15 protein-coding genes are annotated in these 17,565 nt (G+C 71.4%); 10 read left to right on the plus strand and 5 right to left on the minus strand.

Annotation, left to right across the window (positions count from 1 at the left end; all coding sequences use genetic code 11):
- Positions 1–2 precede the first annotated feature (2 nt).
- Complete coding sequence (locus tag J4H92_RS06745) at positions 3–2,156, plus strand: Ig-like domain-containing protein (protein WP_208097417.1); 2,154 nt, start codon at positions 3–5, stop codon at positions 2,154–2,156.
- Between the two features lie 372 nt (positions 2,157–2,528).
- Here J4H92_RS06745 and J4H92_RS06750 read toward each other — a convergent pair whose 3' ends face one another.
- On the minus strand, positions 2,529–3,992 hold the full coding sequence (locus J4H92_RS06750; protein WP_208097418.1) for an O-acetylhomoserine aminocarboxypropyltransferase/cysteine synthase family protein: 1,464 nt from the start codon (positions 3,990–3,992) through the stop codon (positions 2,529–2,531).
- Positions 3,989–5,230 (minus strand): MalY/PatB family protein, encoded by a 1,242-nt coding sequence (locus J4H92_RS06755; protein WP_341783023.1) that lies wholly within the window; start codon positions 5,228–5,230, stop codon positions 3,989–3,991. The genes J4H92_RS06750 and J4H92_RS06755 overlap by 4 nt, the downstream gene beginning before the upstream one ends.
- A gap of 217 nt (positions 5,231–5,447) precedes the next feature.
- Between J4H92_RS06755 and J4H92_RS06760 the strand changes: the two genes are divergently transcribed.
- Positions 5,448–5,696, plus strand: coding sequence for a hypothetical protein (locus J4H92_RS06760; protein ID WP_208097419.1), 249 nt, complete (start codon positions 5,448–5,450; stop codon positions 5,694–5,696).
- Between the two features lie 60 nt (positions 5,697–5,756).
- Here the strand turns inward: J4H92_RS06760 and J4H92_RS06765 are convergent, their stop codons facing one another.
- Positions 5,757–7,409: a SulP family inorganic anion transporter gene (locus tag J4H92_RS06765; protein ID WP_208097420.1), complete on the minus strand. Its 1,653-nt coding sequence runs from the start codon at positions 7,407–7,409 to the stop codon at positions 5,757–5,759.
- A 28-nt stretch (positions 7,410–7,437) separates the two neighbouring features.
- Complete coding sequence (gene ppk2 / locus J4H92_RS06770) at positions 7,438–8,376, minus strand: polyphosphate kinase 2 (protein WP_341783032.1); 939 nt, start codon at positions 8,374–8,376, stop codon at positions 7,438–7,440.
- A gap of 204 nt (positions 8,377–8,580) precedes the next feature.
- On the opposite strand from ppk2, the gene J4H92_RS06775 reads away from it, so the two are divergent.
- Positions 8,581–9,879 (plus strand): M23 family metallopeptidase, encoded by a 1,299-nt coding sequence (locus tag J4H92_RS06775; RefSeq protein ID WP_208097422.1) that lies wholly within the window; start codon positions 8,581–8,583, stop codon positions 9,877–9,879.
- Positions 9,880–9,996: 117 nt separating this feature from the next.
- Here J4H92_RS06775 and ppa read toward each other — a convergent pair whose 3' ends face one another.
- A complete protein-coding gene (gene ppa / locus J4H92_RS06780) occupies positions 9,997–10,488 on the minus strand; it encodes an inorganic diphosphatase (RefSeq protein WP_208097423.1) in 492 nt (163 codons plus the stop codon).
- Between the two features lie 223 nt (positions 10,489–10,711).
- Here ppa and tilS point away from each other — a divergent pair, with 223 nt between their 5' ends.
- The 7 genes from tilS (at position 10,712) to J4H92_RS06815 (ending at position 17,563) form a co-directional block, all read left to right on the plus strand.
- The gene (tilS, locus tag J4H92_RS06785) at positions 10,712–11,776 is read left to right on the plus strand and encodes a tRNA lysidine(34) synthetase TilS (RefSeq protein WP_208097424.1); all 1,065 of its coding nucleotides are present in this window, start codon (positions 10,712–10,714) and stop codon (positions 11,774–11,776) included.
- Positions 11,777–11,869: 93 nt separating this feature from the next.
- Complete coding sequence (hpt, locus tag J4H92_RS06790; RefSeq protein WP_208097425.1) at positions 11,870–12,427, plus strand: hypoxanthine phosphoribosyltransferase; 558 nt, start codon at positions 11,870–11,872, stop codon at positions 12,425–12,427.
- Between the two features lie 96 nt (positions 12,428–12,523).
- On the plus strand, positions 12,524–14,611 hold the full coding sequence (ftsH, locus tag J4H92_RS06795; RefSeq protein ID WP_208097426.1) for an ATP-dependent zinc metalloprotease FtsH: 2,088 nt from the start codon (positions 12,524–12,526) through the stop codon (positions 14,609–14,611).
- Complete coding sequence (folE, locus tag J4H92_RS06800) at positions 14,608–15,186, plus strand: GTP cyclohydrolase I FolE (protein WP_208097427.1); 579 nt, start codon at positions 14,608–14,610, stop codon at positions 15,184–15,186. The genes ftsH and folE overlap by 4 nt, the downstream gene beginning before the upstream one ends.
- A complete protein-coding gene (folP, locus tag J4H92_RS15715; RefSeq protein WP_341783024.1) occupies positions 15,179–16,543 on the plus strand; it encodes a dihydropteroate synthase in 1,365 nt (454 codons plus the stop codon). The genes folE and folP overlap by 8 nt, the downstream gene beginning before the upstream one ends.
- Positions 16,540–17,067 carry a 2-amino-4-hydroxy-6-hydroxymethyldihydropteridine diphosphokinase gene (gene folK / locus J4H92_RS06810; RefSeq protein ID WP_208097428.1) on the plus strand — a complete coding sequence of 176 codons (528 nt, stop codon included), beginning with the start codon at positions 16,540–16,542 and terminating at the stop codon, positions 17,065–17,067. Before folP ends, folK begins: the two co-directional genes overlap by 4 nt.
- Complete coding sequence (locus tag J4H92_RS06815) at positions 17,060–17,563, plus strand: DUF3180 domain-containing protein (protein WP_208097429.1); 504 nt, start codon at positions 17,060–17,062, stop codon at positions 17,561–17,563. Before folK ends, J4H92_RS06815 begins: the two co-directional genes overlap by 8 nt.
- Positions 17,564–17,565: the final 2 nt, after the last annotated feature.

A 17,565-nucleotide genomic window follows, 5' to 3' on the forward strand; every position in this document is an offset into this window, starting at 1 on the left:
CCATGAAGCAGGCGACGATCGAAACGAAGAAGCGGATTCGTGCCACGATCCTTGGCCTCCTGGTGCTGGCACTGGCGTTCGCCGGAATCCAGCCGGCCTACGCGGACGACTCGGATCCGGTGCAGACGACGCTGACGGCGACCAGCAAGCTGGGGTCGGCAGCGGTGCAGTCCGGACCGAACCACGTGATCACGGCGCTACGACCCGACTGGGTGGTGACTGCGGCAATCGTCCCCACGACCGCACGCGGTCAGGTCGACCTGGTGCTCGACGGCACGGTGATCGCGTCGGGGCAGCTGGGTGCGAACGGAACGGCGGCGATCGCTGTGCCTGCGGCACCGCTCGTCGTGGGAGAGCATGTGGTGACGCTCAGGTACCTCGGTGACCAGGGGCACGCTCCTGCGGATGCCTCGTTCTCACTGCGGGTCGACAAGAACCCGACCTATCCGCGACTGGTCGGGAGTCACACCACGACCTTCGCGACGAATACGCGGTTCAGCGCTGATCGGCCGATCAATGTGCGGCTCGACAGCCTGGGCGTCCTACGCACCGGAACGGTCCGCTTCGAGGTCGACGGAGTTCCGGTCGGATCGACCGAGGTCAATCTGACGACCGGTGTCGCCGATCTGCCGGATCCGATCCGGCTGAAGGCGGGTCGCTACACGGTGTACGGCTACTACTCCGGTAACGACAACTACCTAGAGGGTAATGCGGGACGCGCATTCAACGTCGATCTCGCCCCGACCACCGCCGAACTGTTCCTCGACGCCGAGCAGGTCGGTGCGAGCGAGCCGGTGCGCGCCACCGCGCGCGTGAGCGCGGTGAACAGCGTCGTGAACGAGGGGTCCGTCGAGTTCTTCGTCGCCGGCGAGTCGGCCGGGAGCGTGGAGATCGTCGACGGCGAAGCGGTGCTCGAACTCGAGGGCGTCGACGTCGGCCGACAGAAGATCTCGGCCGAGTACACTGATGGGGAGGGCACCTATATCGACTCTCGCACGTCCGAGGTCGTGGTGCAGGTGGATCGGGAGCCCACCTCGACGGAGTTCGAGATCGCGCGCACCGAGCTCTCGGCGGGAGACGAGGTTACGGTGAGCGCGCGAGTCACTCCAGCCGACGCCACGGGATCGGTGCAGTTCAGCGCGGATGGGCGGATTCTCGGCCACGCGCGTGTGATCGGCGGCGTCGCGCAGCGCAGCATCGTGCCCCCGGTCGGAGCCGAGCGGGTTGAGGCCCGCTACCTGGGCGATCGGCGCCATGAGCCCTCTGGCTCGGCGTCGATCGAGGTCAGCGTGTCGCCACGCAGCACGAGCACCTCGATCGAGCTCGCCTCCGAGCGGGTGGCCTTCGGCGCGTCGGTGGAGGTCACCGCCCGGGTGCTCGGCGGCGCGATCGGCGCGATGGAGCTCTACCTCGATGGCGTCATCGTCGCTCGCTCGCTCGCCGTCGACGGCGAGGCCCGGTTCGAACTCGCCGGGATCGGTGTCGGTGCGCACGGGCTGACGGCCCGCTATATCGGGTCGGAGACGCATCTGCCCTCCGAGAGCGGAACACGCACGCTCACCGTCTCCGAGGCGGAGGTCGATATCCGCTCACTCTCGCTCTCGAGGGTCCGTGCGGTCTATGGCTCCGCCGATCGCGTGACCGCCACGGTCGAGGTCTCCGCTCCCGATGGAGTCCGCATCCGACTGCTCTCGGGCACCCGGGATCTCGGCACGGGCGCGGTGAAAGACGGCAAGGTCAGCTGGAGCCTGCCTGCGCGACTCGAGGCGGGCCGCTACACCCTCCAGGCGCGGCATGTTCTGAGCACCGGCGTCTTGGGGGACTCGTCTGCCCCGCGCGCGCTGACTGTGCAGCGGGCCAAGCCCACGGCGATCCAGGCGAGCGGTCATCGGTTCAAGAAGGGCACCAAGCCAAGAGTGACCGTCAAAGTCGGGGCACTCTCGAACGGAAGTAGCCCGACGGGTCGTGTTCGGGTGAAAGTCGGTTCGTACACCAAGACCGTCGTCCTCCGCGCGTCGGCCAAGGGCACGGTCACGGTCACGCTCGGCAGGAAGTTCGACCGGACGGTCTCGGCGCGCGTCGTCTTCGTGTCGAGCGACGCGAGGAACGTCGCCGGGGCGTCGACCAAGACGGTGCGGCTGAAGGTCAGGAGGTAGCTCGCGCGGGACGGGGCAGAGGTTAAGCTGGCGCTGCAGCACTCCCCGGCTCGTCGAACTCGTGCTCGGTGCCAGTGCCTGTGAGCCGGTCTGGGAGGTCACGCTCTACGATCCCAAAACCGGAGAGTTCACCGGGTTCACGATCGACGCACCCCACGAAGGGGAGGCGCACCCGTCCGCGAAGCCCTGAGTGACTGCGGCAGAACATCTGGGGCCGGGTGATCAACCCGGCGCCCTGACCCGTCGGCCGTCGGTGCGACATCGGCGGGTTGGGGACGCATATGCATGCTCATCCAGGCATGTAGCGTGCATTCGCGTCCCCGATTCGGGCCGGCCGGCGGAATCGACCGCGAGCGTGCCGAAGCGATGCGGTCAGCGCCGAGCCACCGCGGCGAGCCCGCCGCGCAGATCCGCGATCAGATCCTCCGGCGTCTCGAGACCCACCGAGAGGCGCAGCAGGCCCGGGGTGATCCCGAGCCGGGCGTTGAGCTCGTCGGGGAAGGTCGAGTGCGTCGAGGTGAGCGGGTGCAGCACCATCGAGCGCGTGTCGCCGATGCCGGTCATGCGCGAGAACACGCGCAGGCCGTCGAAGAAGGCGCGGGCGCCGTCGACGCCGCCGCGCACCGTCACGCCGAACACCGAGCCGGTGCGGCCCGCATAGTCGCGCGCGGCCAGTTCGTGGAGCGGGCTCGACGGCAGTCCCGCGTAGTCCACCGATTCCACCTCGGGCTGCTGTTCGAGCCAGGCCGCGATCTCGAGCGAGGAGTCGACGTGCTGCCGCATGCGCAGCGACAGCGTCTCCATGCCCTGATGCAGCAGGAAGCCGTGGAACGGGGAGAGGGTCGGCCCGATGTCGTTGACCACGGCTTCGCGCACGGCGCGGGCGTAGGCTCCGTCGCCGAAGCGATCCAGCATCGAGGCGAGCCCGGGCCGGGGCGCGGCCGTGATGAGCGGGTAGGATCGGCCGGCCCGCTCAGCGGCGGCCCAGTCGAAGTTGCCGCCGTCCACCACCGCTCCGCCGACCGCCGCGCCGTGCCCGGTGAGGAACTTGGTGGTCGAGTGGACGACGATGTTGGCGCCGTGCTCGACGGGGCGGATGAGCGCCGGGGTGCCGACGGTGTTGTCGACGACGAGCGGCAGGTTGTAGCGCGCCGCCACCGCGGCGATGCGCCGCAGGTCGGTGATGTCGTTGCGCGGGTTCGGGATCGTCTCGGTGTAGATCGCCTTCGTCTCGGGCCGGATCGCGCGCTCCCACTCGGCGTCGTCGGCCGCGTCCCACACATAGTCGAAGGCGATCCCGAAGCGCTTGAAGCTGCGGCCGAAGAGGATCCGGGTGCCGCCGTAGATCGAGGCCGTCGAGACGATGTGGTCGCCCTGGCCGGCCAGTGCGAAGAGCGCGGCGCTGATCGCCGCCTGGCCGCTCGACACGGCCACCGACACGGTGCCGCCCTCGAGCGAGGCGAGGCGCTGCTCGGCCACGTTGTTGGTGGGGTTGCCCTGCCGGGAGTAGACCGGGGCCGGCTCGCTCTCCGTGAACGCGTCGACCTCGCCCCGCGAGGTGCTGGCCGCGCCCCGCCAGTCCGAGCGTCCGCCGAAGCGCGCGACCCCGTCCTCGAAGTCGTCGAAGACGTAGCCGGCCGAGAGCGCGATCGGCGGCACGCGCAGACCGGAGTTGCGGTCCGCGTACTCGCCGGCGTGGACCTGGCGGGTGTCGAAGCCGAAGCCCTCCCAGTCGAGGTGCGGCGGCGCCGCGTCCGTGCGCGCCGCCGAGCCGCTCCGTCCGGCGTCGATCTCCGCGGCGCCGGATGCTGCGGCGTTCGGTTCTTCGGTGCTCATGCGTTCCCTCCTCGGGTGCCGTTCTGCAGGGAGGCGATCCGGTCCACCGCGCGAACGATGGTGTCCGGTGCGCAGGCGAGATTGATCCGTGCGTGCCCCGCGCCCCCCGCGCCGAACGAGGAGCCGTTGTTCAGTGCCAGCCGGGCCTTCACGCGGAGCTCGCGGGCCGGGTGCTCCCCGAGGCCCGCCTCCCGCAGATCGAGCCAGGCCAGATAGCCGGCGCGCGGCCGGATCAGGGTGACGCCCGGCAGGCGCTCCGCGGCGAGCGAGCCGAAGAGCTCCACATTCGCCTCGATCTGCGCGACCGCCCGGTCGAGCCAGTCCCGTCCGTCCCGGAAGGCGGCGACGCCGGCGTGCAGGCCGAGGATGCTGGTCCTCGTCACGGCCTCGGGCGGCAGACCGGCGAGCACGCGGTTCGCCCGCTCGTCGGCCGCGACCAGCACCGAGCACTTCGCGCCGGCCAGGTTCCAGCCCTTGCTCGCCGAGGTCGCGATCGCCGCGATCGCCCCGGCCTCGGCGGCGATCGGGGCGAAGGGGACGAACTCGGCCCCCCGGTGCAGCAGCGGGGCGTGGATCTCGTCCGACACCACGAACACGTCGTGGGCGGCGGCCAGTCGCGCCAGTCGCGTCAGTTCCTCCCGGGTGAACGCCACTCCGTGCGGGTTGTGCGGGTTGCAGAGGATGAACGCGTCGATCCCGCGCTCGAACTCGGCCTCGATGGCGTCGAGATCGAGGCCGAAGCCGTGCGCTCCGAGGCCGTCGGGCTCCGCGCGCAGCGGGATCTGCGCCGTCTCGAAGGGGAGCTCCTGCAGCATCTCGAAGAAGCCGGGGTAGGTGGGGGTCGGGATCGCGAGCCGCCCGCCGCCGGGGCGGGCGGCTCGCAGCGACTCGACCACTCCGGTCGCCACGTCGGTGGCGAGGTGGATGAAGCGGTGGTCGATCTCCCAGCCCCAGCGATCCGCGGCGAACTCGGCGAAGGCGGGCGCCAGCGGCCCGGGGCCATCGAGGTAGCCGGTGTCGCTCAGCCGCACGCGCTCGACGAGGGCGTCGCGCACCTCGGACGCCACGGCGAAGTCCATCTCGGCGACGAACATGGGCAGGACGTCGGCCGGGAACCGGGTCCATTTGAGGCTGCTGCGCTGCGTGCGGAGCATGTCGGGGTCCAGCTCCGCCCAGGGGACGCCGGCGGGATCGGCGCCGGTGCCGATCGCCGCCCGGTAACAGTCGTCTTCGCTCACCGGACCATTCTGCACCCATTTCCCGCCGGAAGGGGCGTCGCTGTGACGCGGTATTACATCGCCTCAGCTCTGCGAATGCGAGCGATAACTTTCTGTCGACGACGCGGCGCGATCGCTCGCCGCAGGATGCCGGTGATCCCTCGCATTCGCGGCTCGCCCACTCGGAGCGTCGGATCCTCGCGGCCTCGTTCGAGGAGGAACCAGAGGTCGTTTCGCTATGGTGGAGATCGGTGACATCTCCCAGGAGGTATTCGAACGCCGTGAGCAGGAGCGAGCCGAACAGTGGAGAGAGCTCGGCGAGTACGAAGGAAACCCGTGGGGCGACCTCTTCATCGTGCTCGGGGGTTTCGCTGCGGAGGGCGACACCTTGAACGGCAGCGCCTTCGAGACCGCCGTGCGCGGATTGCAGGAGGAGTGCACGGCCAACGGGACTCCGATCGAGACCGTCACCCGTTTCGGGGGGTGATGAACCGGTAGGGCGCGGGTCTTCCTGCGGAGATCCGCTCGCGGACGGCCTCGCGGCCTCCTACGCCGATGCTGTTGCCCGGCGAATGTGGCTGCGGGCGTGCGCGACCGCCGGCTCGAGCTCCGCGAAGAGATGGTTCGGGTGGCGCAGCGCGCCGATCACGCCGAGCTGATCGAGCAGCGACCGGTGCTCGGGGCGCACGCCCTTGATCAGCACGGTGGCGCCCCGGCGCTCCAAGGCGGTCACCATCTCGCCGAGGGCGTTGGCCCCCGTGGCGTCGACGAGCTGCAGGCCGGAGAGACGCAGCACCACCACCTCCACATCGTGCCGGGCGACCTCGTCGATCAGGCGCTCCGCGGCGCCGAAGAAGAGGGATCCCTCGATGCGGAACAGGCCGATGCGCTCATCCCCGGGCTCGGGAGCGCCGGGCAGGTCCTCGCGATGAGCGCCGCTCGTTCGGCTGAGGGCGCGCAGCGCGAAGAACGCCGCAGCGGCGATGCCGATTCCGACCGCGATGACCAGGTCGAAGGCCACCGTGACGAAGGCGGTGACGAGGAAGACGCTCGCGCTCGCGCCGCCCGAGCGGGCGACGCGCCGGAAGGTGGAGATCGACACCATGCGCGCGGCGGTCACCATCAGCACCCCGGCGAGGGCCGCCAGGGGGATCCTCGACACGATGCTCGCCGCCACGAGGATGACCGCGAGCAGCAGCAGCGCGTGGACGATCGCGGCGACGCGCGTCCTGGCGCCGCTGCGCACGTTCACGGCCGTGCGGGCGATGGCGCCCGTCGCGGGCATGCCGCCGAAGAAGCCGGCCGCGATCGAGGCGAGGCCCTGCCCCAGCAACTCGCGATCCGCGTTGAGGCCCCCGGTGTTCGCGAGGCTCGCGGCCACGCGGGCCGAGAGCAGCGATTCGATCGCCGCGAGCGCCGCGACCGCCAGTGCGGGACCGGCGAGCGCGGTGAGGAGCGCGAGATCCACCGGCGGCAGGCCCGGCGCAGGAAGCGAGTTCGGCAGTGCGCCGATGGTCGCGAGCGGCAGGTCCAGCAGCGCGGCCGGCACCGAGACGAGCACGATGGCGACGAACGAGCCGGGCACCGAGGGCAGCCAGCGGCCGAGCACGAGCATGATGACGGCGACCGCCGCCACCGCGCCGAGCGGCAGCAGCGCTCCCGGCCAGGTGCTCTCCTCGACCACCTGAGCCGCCGCCACGACCGCATTGCTCGCGTGCCCGGCGATCCCGACCCCCAGCGCCGACGGCACCTGCTGCAGGAAGATGATGACGCCGATTCCCGCGGTGAATCCCTCGATGACCGGCCAGGGGATGTAGCTCACCGCTCGTCCGAGACGGAGCAGGCCCGCGGCCGCGACGATCACGCCGGCGAGGATGCTGACGTAGACCACGGCGCCGGCGCCGTGCGCCGCGACGATCGGCGCGAGCACGACGACCATCGCCCCGGTGGGACCGGAGACCTGCACGTTCGATCCGCCGAACACCGCGGCCACCAGGCCCGCCACGATCGCCGTGACGAGGCCGGCCTCGGCGCCCACACCCGAGCTCACGCCGAAGGCGAGCGCCAGCGGCAGCGCCACGATGCCGACGGTGACCCCCGCCAGCAGATCGGCGCGCCACGAGCGGCTCAGCCCGCGGTAGTCGTCCGCCGCGGGAAGCAGCGAGCGGAGCGCGCCGAGGCGTGAGCGGGCCGTGTTCACCGGTTCGGTCTCCTTCCCGCGCGCCCGCTCACCTGATGACCGGGAACGAGCCGGTCGGGGTCTCGCCCTCGTCGTAGACCGTCGCCGGGCTGCCGATGATCAGCGGGTCCGGCGAGCCGACCAGTTTGTGGTCCTTGTCCGGGTAGTCGAAGCGGGAGAGCACCCAGCGCATCGCCTCGAGCCGGGCGCGCTTCTTGTCGTTCGACTTCACCACGGTCCACGGCGCGTGCGGGGTGTCGGTGTAGAAGAACATCGCCTCCTTGGCCTCGGTGTAGTCGTCCCACTTGTCGAGGCTCGCGAGATCCGTCGGGGAGAGCTTCCACTGCTTGACCTCGTCGTTGCCGCGCGAGACGAAGCGGCTGTGCTGCTCCGCGCGGCCCACGGAGAACCAGAACTTGATGAGGTGGGTGCCGGAGTTGACGAGCATCCGCTCGAACTCGGGCGCCGAACGGGTGAACTCCAGGTACTGCTGCGGGGTGCAGTAGCCCATCACGCGCTCGACCCCGGCGCGGTTGTACCAGGAGCGGTCGAACATGACGATCTCCCCGCCTGCCGGAAGGTGGGCGACGTAGCGCTGGAAATACCATTGGGTGCGCTCGCGATCGGTGGGGATCTCGAGCGCGACGACGCGCGCTCCGCGAGGGTTCATGTGCTCGGTGAAGCGCTTGATGGCGCCGCCCTTCCCGGCGGCGTCCCGACCCTCGAAGAGGATGACGATCTTCTCGCCCCGCTCCTTCACCCAGGCCTGGAGCTTGAGCAACTCGATCTGCAGCCGACGCTTCTCGCGCTCGTAGCGGCGTCGCGACACCTTGGTGTCGTAGGGATGCCCCTGCCTCCAAGGAGCGTCGGGCCCGTCGTCCTTGGGCTGGTGTTTGCCGGCGCGGCGGAGTTCCGCGATCTCGTCGATCTCGGGCGTGATGTCGATCTGATCGGGGCTCGCAGCCAGGAACGACTCGCCCCCGGACACCGCGGTCTCCTCGACAGGCCGATCCGTATGCTTCTCCGTGCGGTCCACGCGTCTCCTTCGTCCCGCCGCACTCGAGCGCGCGGCATGCAGTCAGAATACGCCCGTGCGTTCCACGCCTCAAAAAGGGGTCCGCGACTCGGCGGGTTGGAGCCCTGAAAGCTTGACCTTCAATGGTAGCCTGAACCTTGGGAGTGTGATCGGATCATGGCAATTCAAGCCGCAGTCGTCGGCAAGCGGCGGATGGCGCTGCTCGGCGTCCTCCTGCTCGCCTGCACCGTCGTGTTCGCCGGCATCGCGGGGCTCGCCGGCTCCGCCCCGGCTCGCGCCCTCGACCTTCCCACCTGGGAGGACGTCGAGGCGGCGAAGAAGAACCAGGCGAGCGCGGACCGGAAGGTCAAGGAGATCGAAGGGCTGATCGCCGAGAGCGAGGTCGAACTCGAGCGGCTTCGCGAGGAGTCCGCGCGGGCCACGGAGGCGGCGAGGCAGGCCGAGCTGGCCTTCCAGGAGGCGGCCGTGAAATCGGAGACGCTCGAGGAGCAGGCGGAGGAGAGCCGCGAGGAAGCCGAAGCCGCGGCGGAGCAGGCGGCATCCTTCATCTCGCAGATGTACCGCTCGGGAGGCGTGGACCGCAGTCTCGAACTGTTCCTCGAAACCGATGCGGACACGGCGGACGCGCTGCTCGAGCGGCTCGCGACCATGTCGAAGGCCTCCGAGCGCAACACCAAGATCTCCGAGCACGCCGAGCAGTCGATGAACACGGCCGCCTCATTGGGTGAGCAGGCCGAGGTCGCTCGCGCCGAACGCGAACGCCTCAGCGCCGAGGCCGAGGCGCAGGCGAAGATCGCCGCCGAAGCGGCGGCGAGCCAGCTCGAGAAGATCACCGCGCAGGAAGCGCAGCAGGAAGTGCTCGAGACGCAGCTCGCCGCGCTGAAGGACACGACGACGAAGACGGTGGCGGGCTACAAGGAGCGCCTGCGCATCGAAGAGGAGCGTCGCCGCAAGGCCGAGGAAGAGGCCAGGCGGCGAGCCGAAGAGGCCGCGCGCCAGCAGAGCACCAGCGGCGGCGGTGGCGGTGGCGGCAGCACCGGTGGCGGTGGAGGCGGCAGCACCGGCGGTGGCGGTGGGGGCGGCACCAGCAGCTCCGGCTGGGCGGTTCCGATCCCATACAGCTACATCTCGACCTACTACCAGCAGTGGTCCGGCCACACCGGCATCGACCTGGTGAACGGCTGCGGAACCCCGATCGTCGCCGCGCGCTCCGGCACCATCGCGGGAGTGGGCTGGCTGGATCCGCTCGGCGGCAACATGATCTATCTCGATCACAGCAGCGGCTACCAGACGCGATACGCGCACCTGAGCCGCTTCGCAGTGAGCCTGGGCCAGCACGTCAACCAGGGACAGATCATCGGATACGTGGGCACGACCGGCGCAAGCACCGGATGCCACCTGCACTACGAGGTGCTGCTCCAGGGAACGTTCCAGAACCCCATCAACTACATCTGAGTCGAGACCCCGCAGAGCCGTGCAGCGCAGGGCCTGGCGGCCCCGCGCACGGCCTCAGTGTTCTTCTGCGAGGCGCTCACGCGCCTCGCAGCGCCTGAACGGCACTGCGAGAAAGCCTCAGTGCTCGTTCGCGAGGCGCTCACGCGCCTCGGCGATCAACCGCTCCGCCTCGGCGGCCGAGCCCCAGGCGTCGACCTTGACCCACTTGCCCGGCTCCAGATCCTTGTAGTGCTCGAAGAAGTGCTCGATCTCCTTGCGGGTGTACTCCGGGATGTCGGCCACATCCTGGATGTGGGCCCAGCGCGGATCCTTGTGCTGCACCGCGACGACCTTGTCGTCGCCGCCGGCCTCGTCGCTCATCCGCAGCACGCCGACCGGGCGCACCTTCACGCCCACCCCCGGGAACACCGGGTAGTCGAGCAGCACGAGCACGTCGAGCGGATCGCCGTCCTCGCCGAGCGTCTCCTCGAAGAAGCCGTAGTCGGCCGGATAGACGAATCCGGTGTAGAGCACCCGATCGAGGTACACGCGCCCGGTCTCGTGGTCGACCTCGTACTTGTTGCGGCTGCCCTTGGGGATCTCGATCACGGCGTCGAATGCTGCGGTCACGCGCGTCTCCTTGTGTTCTGTGCTCGGTGAGGTGCTCCTGACGGGCCTGCCTCTCGCCCGCTCAACCACCCTACCCCGGATGTCCTGCTCGCCGACCCCCGGGATTGGACCCGTATCGCCCCTTCCCGAGGGATGAAAGGGCAGAACGGGTCCACGCGTCGGTGCGCAGCGGGGAGCGGACGAGAGAGCAGGGGAGAGGGGAGCGAGGGGGTAGCTTGGAGGGGTGAGCAGCAACGAGCCTGCGCGGACCCGGGGCAGGCCGGATCCCGCCGTCGCCGAGATCCGGGTCGCGGTGCGGCACGCGCTCGGCGAGCTGCGGGGCGGCCAGCCTCTCGGCGACGAGGATAGCGAGCAGCGGGATCCGGGGCCGCTCGTGCTCGTCGCGCTCTCCGGCGGGGCCGACTCGCTCGCCCTCGCGGCGGCGCTCGCCTTCGAGGCCCCGCGTCTCGGCTGGCGCGCCGGGGCGGCGGTGGTGGATCACGGCCTGCAGGCGGCGTCGGCGACGGTGGCGGCGCGGGCGGCTGATCAGGCGCGCCGACTGGGGCTCGGTCCCGTCGTCGTGCGGCGGGTCGCGGTGCCGACGGACGCCCCCGACGGCCCCGAGGGCGCGGCGCGCGCGGCGCGGTACGCGGCGCTCGAGTCCGCTCGAGTCGAGCTGGGCGCCGATGCGCTGCTGACGGCCCACACCCGCGACGACCAGGCCGAGCAGGTGCTGCTCGCGCTCGCGCGCGGCTCGGGCACGCGCGCACTCGCGGGCATCCCGCCGCGGCGCGGGCCGATCCTGAGGCCGCTGCTCGCGGTGAGCCGCGAACGCACCGAGCGCGCCTGCCTCGCCCAGGGACTCGAGCCCTGGCGCGATCCGCACAACTCGGATCCGTCGTTCGCGCGCTCGCGCGTGCGGGAGCGGATCATCCCCCTGCTCGAACAGGAGATCGGCCCGGGCGTCGCCGCGAACCTCGCCCGCACCGCCGAACTCGCGCGCGAGGACGCCGATGCGCTCGACGCTCTCGCCGAGGAGCGGACCGCGGCGGCCGCCGGGGTCGTGATCCGGGGCGACGGCGAGGCGTCGATCGCGGTCGCCGACCTGGCCGCCCGACCCCCCGCGATCCGCAACCGCATCATCCGGGCCGTCGCCGCCGAGCTCGGCTCGCAGCTCGGACGGGTGCACACCACCGCGGTCGCCGCGCTCGCCGTCGACTGGCGCGGGCAGGGGCCGATCCACGCGCCCGGTCTCGTGGCGCATCGCCGCGGGGGCCGGCTGGTCCTCCGTGCGACGCGCCTCGATTGAGGCGGCCGTGTCATCCGGCAGTCGTGGGGCGTTTCGGGCGGCACGGGCCCCCGCTGCCGCCGGATCAACGTGGGCGGGCGATACGATTGGCGCATGGACGCGAACAGCCTGGGCGACGACCTCGCGCGGATCCTGGTGACCGAGGCCGAGCTGAAGACCCGCCTCGCCGAGCTGGCGCGCGCGATCGAGGCGGACTACTCCGCCGACGAGCCGCCCCTGCTCGTGGGGGTCCTCAAGGGCGCCGTCATGGTGATGGCCGATCTGGCTCGGGAGCTCCGCTTCCACGCGGAGATGGACTGGATGGCGGTGTCGTCCTACGGCGCGAGCACCAAGTCGAGCGGCGTGGTGCGGATCCTCAAGGATCTCGACACCGAGATCGCTGGCCGCGACGTGCTCATCGTCGAGGACATCATCGACTCCGGGCTGACCCTCTCCTGGCTGCAGGAGAATCTCGCGTCGCGCGGGGCGCGCTCCGTGCGCATCTGCACGATGCTCCGCAAGCCCGACGCCGCCAAGGTCGAGGTCGACGTCGCCTACGTCGGCTTCGACATCCCCACCGACTTCGTGGTGGGATACGGGCTCGACTACGCGGAGCGCTACCGCAACCTGCGCGACGTCGCGGTGCTCGCCGAGCACGTCTACGCGGAATAGTCCGCGCGCGGTGTCCGCCTCCAGCGGACGCACAGCGGCGATGTCGGCGGCGGCGGCTACGCTTGGGGCAGTTCACCACCCCAGAAAGGCCGCACATTGGCTGAAACCGCAAACAAGGGATCGACGGCGAAGAGGCTGTTCAAGGGCCCGCTGCTCTACCTGATCCTGGCCCCGCTCATCGTCCTGCTCGGCTGGAGCCTGCTGTCGGGATCCGGGGTGCGCGAGATCACCACTCAGCGCGGCCTCGAGGTGCTCGACTCCGGCACGGTGTCGAAGGCCGAGATCATCGACGGGGATCAGCGGGTCAACCTGACGCTCTCGGAGGCCGACTCCGAGACGGGGGCGACGGAGCTGTTCTTCTACTACGTCTCGCAGCGCGGGGACGCGGTGGTGGAGGCGGTCACCGCCGCGAAGCCCGCGGACGGGTACAACGACAAGGTGCCCCAGCCCAACGCGCTCTGGTCGATCCTGGGCTTCCTGCTGCCGCTGCTGCTGATCGGCCTCTTCTTCTGGTGGATGCTCTCCTCGATGCAGGGGGGCGGCAACAAGGTGATGCAGTTCGGCAAGTCGCGCGCCAAGCTCATCTCGAAGGACACGCCCAAGGTCACCTTCGCCGACGTGGCGGGCTCGGACGAGGCCGTCGACGAGCTCTACGAGATCAAGGACTTCCTGGAGGACGCCTCGAGATTCCAGGCGGTCGGCGCCCGCATCCCGAAGGGCGTCCTGCTCTACGGCCCCCCCGGCACGGGCAAGACCCTGCTCGCGCGCGCGGTCGCGGGCGAGGCCGGGGTACCCTTCTACTCGATCTCCGGCTCGGACTTCGTCGAGATGTTCGTCGGCGTGGGCGCCAGCCGCGTGCGCGATCTGTTCAAGGAGGCGAAAGCGAACGCTCCGGCGATCATCTTCGTCGACGAGATCGACGCCGTCGGGCAGCGCCGCGGGCAGGGCATGGGCGGCGGGCACGACGAGCGCGAGCAGACGCTCAACCAGCTGCTGGTCGAGATGGACGGCTTCGACCCGAAGACCAACGTGATCCTGATCGCGGCCACCAACCGGCCGGACATGCTCGACCCGGCGCTGCTGCGACCCGGACGCTTCGATCGGCAGATCGGCGTGGACGCGCCGGACATGAAGGGCCGCCGCGCCATTCTCGAGGTCCACGCCAAGGGCAAGCCGCTCTCGAAGAACGTCGACCTCGACGTGGTGGCGCGCAAGACCCCCGGCTTCTCGGGCGCCGACCTCGCGAACGTGCTCAACGAGGCGGCGCTGCTCACGGCGCGCTCGAACGCCCAGCTGATCGACAACCGGGCGCTCGACGAGGCGATCGACCGGGTCATCGCGGGCCCGCAGCGGCGCACGCGGGTGATGAAGGACCGCGAGAAGCTCATCACGGCCTACCACGAGGGCGGGCACGCGCTCGTGGCGGCGGCGCTCAACCACACCGACCCGGTGACGAAGATCACGATTCTGCCCCGCGGCCGTGCCCTGGGATACACGATGGTGATTCCGCTCGAAGACAAGTACTCGGTCTCGCGCAACGAGCTGCAGGACCAGATCGCCTACGCGCTCGGCGGCCGTGTCGCGGAGGAGCTGGTCTTCCACGATCCCACCACCGGCGCGGGCAACGACATCGAGAAGGCGACCGGGACCGCGCGCAAGATGGTGACCGACTACGGCATGTCGGCCTCCCTGGGTCCGGTCAAGCTGGGGCAGGCGCAGGCTTCGCCGTATCTCGGCGAGTTCGGCAGCACCCGTGACTACAGCGAGGGCGTGGCCGTGTCGCTGGACGCGGAGGTCCGCGCGATCATCGAGCAGGGGCACGACGAGGCCTACCGGGCGCTCGTGAGCAACCGGGCGGTGCTCGACCGCCTCGCCGGGGAGCTGATGGAGAAGGAGACGCTGGACCATCTCCAGATCGCGGAGATCTTCGCCGACGTGGTGAAGCTGCCTCCGCGGCCGCAGTGGCTCTCGAGCGCCGACCGCCCGGTCAGCGATCTCCCGCCCATCGAGGTGCCCAAGATCGTCCGCACCGACGGGCCGCTCGAGCAGACCGGCGCCGCCGAGGCTCACGACGAAACCGAGGCCCCCGACGGGAACGAGGCCCCCGACCCGGCCGAGCACGGCTCGATCGGGCGGGAACCCGGGAGCGGCGGTCCGGCGGACACGGAGCCGAAGCAGCCGTGAGCGCACGCGTCGATCGACAGCGCGTCGCCGCGGCGGTGCGCGAGCTGCTCAGCGCGATCGGCGAGGATCCCGACGACGAGGCGTTCTCCCAGACCCCCGCCCGGGTGGCGGAGGCCTACGCCGAGTTCTTCGCGGGGGTGGGCGCGGATCCGCTCGTGCACCTGCGCGATGCGGTCCCCGTCGGAGAGCAGACCGGCGAGCTGGTGATCGTGCGCGATATCGCGCTGCGCTCGGTGTGCGAGCACCACCTGCTGCCGTTCCGCGGCCGGGCCCATGTGGCCTACCGGCCGGGCAGGAGGGTCGTCGGCCTGGGGGCCATCCCGCGCGTCGTGGAGACGCTGGCCGCGCGCCCGCAGCTCCAGGAACGGCTGGGGGAGCAGATCGCCGAGGCGATCGAGGCCGGACTGGAGCCGGAGGGGGTGCTGGTGGTGCTCGAAGCGTCGCACGGCTGCGTCGCCGACCGGGGCGTGCGGCAGACCGAGGCTCTCGCCGTCTCGCTGGCCTCGCGGGGATCGCTCGCCCGCTCCGGAGAGCGAGCCGAGGTGCTGGCGCTGATCGGGGCGGATCGTGCCTGAACGGATCGTGCAGCACGGGCGGGTCCCCGACGCGCCGCCCGGCCTCGCGCGAGACGGCGCCCGCCCGCTCGTGCTCGGGATCCTCAACGTCACGCCCGACTCGTTCAGCGACGGCGGCAGATTCCTCGCGACCGGGGCCGCCGTCGCCCGCGGTCTGGAACTGGCCGCGCAGGGCGCCGACGTGGTCGACGTCGGCGGCGAGTCGACGCGTCCCGGGGCCGCTCCCGTGCCGCCCGCCGAGGAGCAGAGACGGGTGGTGCCGGTCGTCGAGGCGCTCGCCTCGCACGGCGTCGCCGTGTCGATCGACACGCTGCACGCCGAGACCGCCCGGGCCGCCGTCGCCGCCGGAGCGAGCATCGTCAACGACGTCTCCGGAGGACTGCACGATCCCGCGATGCACGGGGTCGTGGCCGACGCGGGCGTCACCTATATCGCGATGCACTGGAGAGGCATCCCGGATCCGGCGCACCGCCGCTCCGGCTACGCCGACGTCGTGCTCGAGGTGGCCGACGAGCTGGCCCGCCTGGCGGAGGCCGCCGTCTCCGCGGGAATCGCCCCCGAGCGGATCGTGCTCGATCCCGGCCTCGGATTCGACAAGACCGCGGAGCAGGGGTGGCGACTGCTGGCCGGTATCCCGGAACTCCGCAGGCTCGGACATCCGGTGCTCGTCGGGATCTCCCGCAAGCGGATGATCGCCGAGACCCTGGCGGCCTCCCGGGTGTCCCCGGCCGGCGCGGCGCCTCCGTCGGGTTCCTCGAGACCGACGGAGGCCGGGTCCGAGCGCGACCTCGATCTCGGCACCGCGGTGGTCAGCGCGCTCGCCGCCGGTGCCGGCGTCTGGGGCGTGCGGGTGCACGAGGCGGCGTCGACGGCTCGCGCGCTCGCCGTATCGGAGGCCTGGGCCGCGGGCCGGCGGTCCTCCGGCCCCGCGCCCGTCGCGCCCATCCGGGCGGGCGGAGCCGACCGCATCGCCCTGACCGGGCTCGAGGTCTTCGCGCACCACGGCGTGTACGCCGACGAGCGGGCGAACGGGCAGAGATTCCTCATCGACGCGGAGCTGAGCCTCGACCTGGCGCCGGCCGCGGGCGGGGACGACCTCGCCGCGACGGTGCACTACGGCGAACTGGCGGAGGCCATCGTGGCCGCGGTCCGGCGGGACCCGGTCGACCTCATCGAGACCGTCGCCGAGCGCGTGGCCGAGGTCGCGCTCGGCTTCGGCCGGGTGTCCGAGGCGCGCGTGACGGTGCACAAACCGGACGCCCCCATCCGAGCCGAGTTCGCCGACGTGTCGGTCACGGTGGTGCGAGAGGCTCACGGAACGCCCCACGCGCGCGAGCAGCACGGAGGCGCGCCATGATCGCGCAGATCGTCCCGATCCTCCTCGCCTTCGGCGCCAACCTCGGCGATCGGCGGAGCGCGATCGCATCCGCCCAGCGGGAGATCGGGGCGGCGCCCGGCGTGCGCGCGCTCCGGGCCTCCCCTCTGCGGGAGACCGTGGCGCTCACGGTCGACGGGCCGGACCCCGATGCGCCCCGCTACCTGAACGGCGTCGCGCTCGCGGAGACCTCGCTGAACCCCCATGAGCTGCTCGACCTGCTCCAGGCCGTCGAGGCCCGGCACGGCCGCGCGCGCGGCAGCGATCCCGCCGATCGCTGGGCCGACCGCACGCTCGACGTCGACCTGATCCTCTACGGCGGGCGGGTGGTCGCCGATGAGCGACTGACCGTGCCGCACCCGCGCGCGCACGAGCGCGACTTCGTGCTCTCGCCCTGGCTCGACCTCGACCCGGACGCGGTGCTGCTCGGGCACGGCCGCGTCGACGCGCTGCTCGCCCGCGTCGGCGACACGACGACGCCGTTCGGGAATGACGACCATGCCTAAGCTGCAGCGCACCTCGCCGCTCTGGCTGCTCGCCCTCGCCGCGATCGGCGCCGCGGTCGGCCTGCTGCTGCAGGTGCTCCTCTCCTCGCAGGGCAGCCCGCCGTTCGTTCCGCCGACCTCGCTCGCGGCCACACTCGGCGTGATCGCGGCCGTGCTGCTCGTGCTCGGGATCATGCTCCGCCGCGCGGTGACCCGCGCCTCCGCGGGGGGCGTCAATCCGTTCCACGCCGTCCGGCTGCTGGCCGGCGCGCGGGCCGGCCAGTTCGCCGGGTCGCTGTTCGCGGGCTTCGGAGCCGGCCTGGCGCTCCAACTGCTCAGCCGGAGCGTCGCGCCGCCCCCGGCGACCTGGGTGCCGATGCTCCTGGTGCTCGCGGCCGGGATCGCACTGCTCGTGTGCGGCGTCGTCGCCGAGGCGCTGTGCCGCGTGCCGCCGGACGATCCCGACGACGGTTCGACCTCCGAGCCCGAGGTCGATCCCGGCGAGCAGCCCGCCTGACG

This window comes from Leucobacter weissii (genome assembly GCF_017565745.1).
Classification (GTDB): Bacteria; Actinomycetota; Actinomycetes; order Actinomycetales; family Microbacteriaceae; genus Leucobacter; species Leucobacter weissii.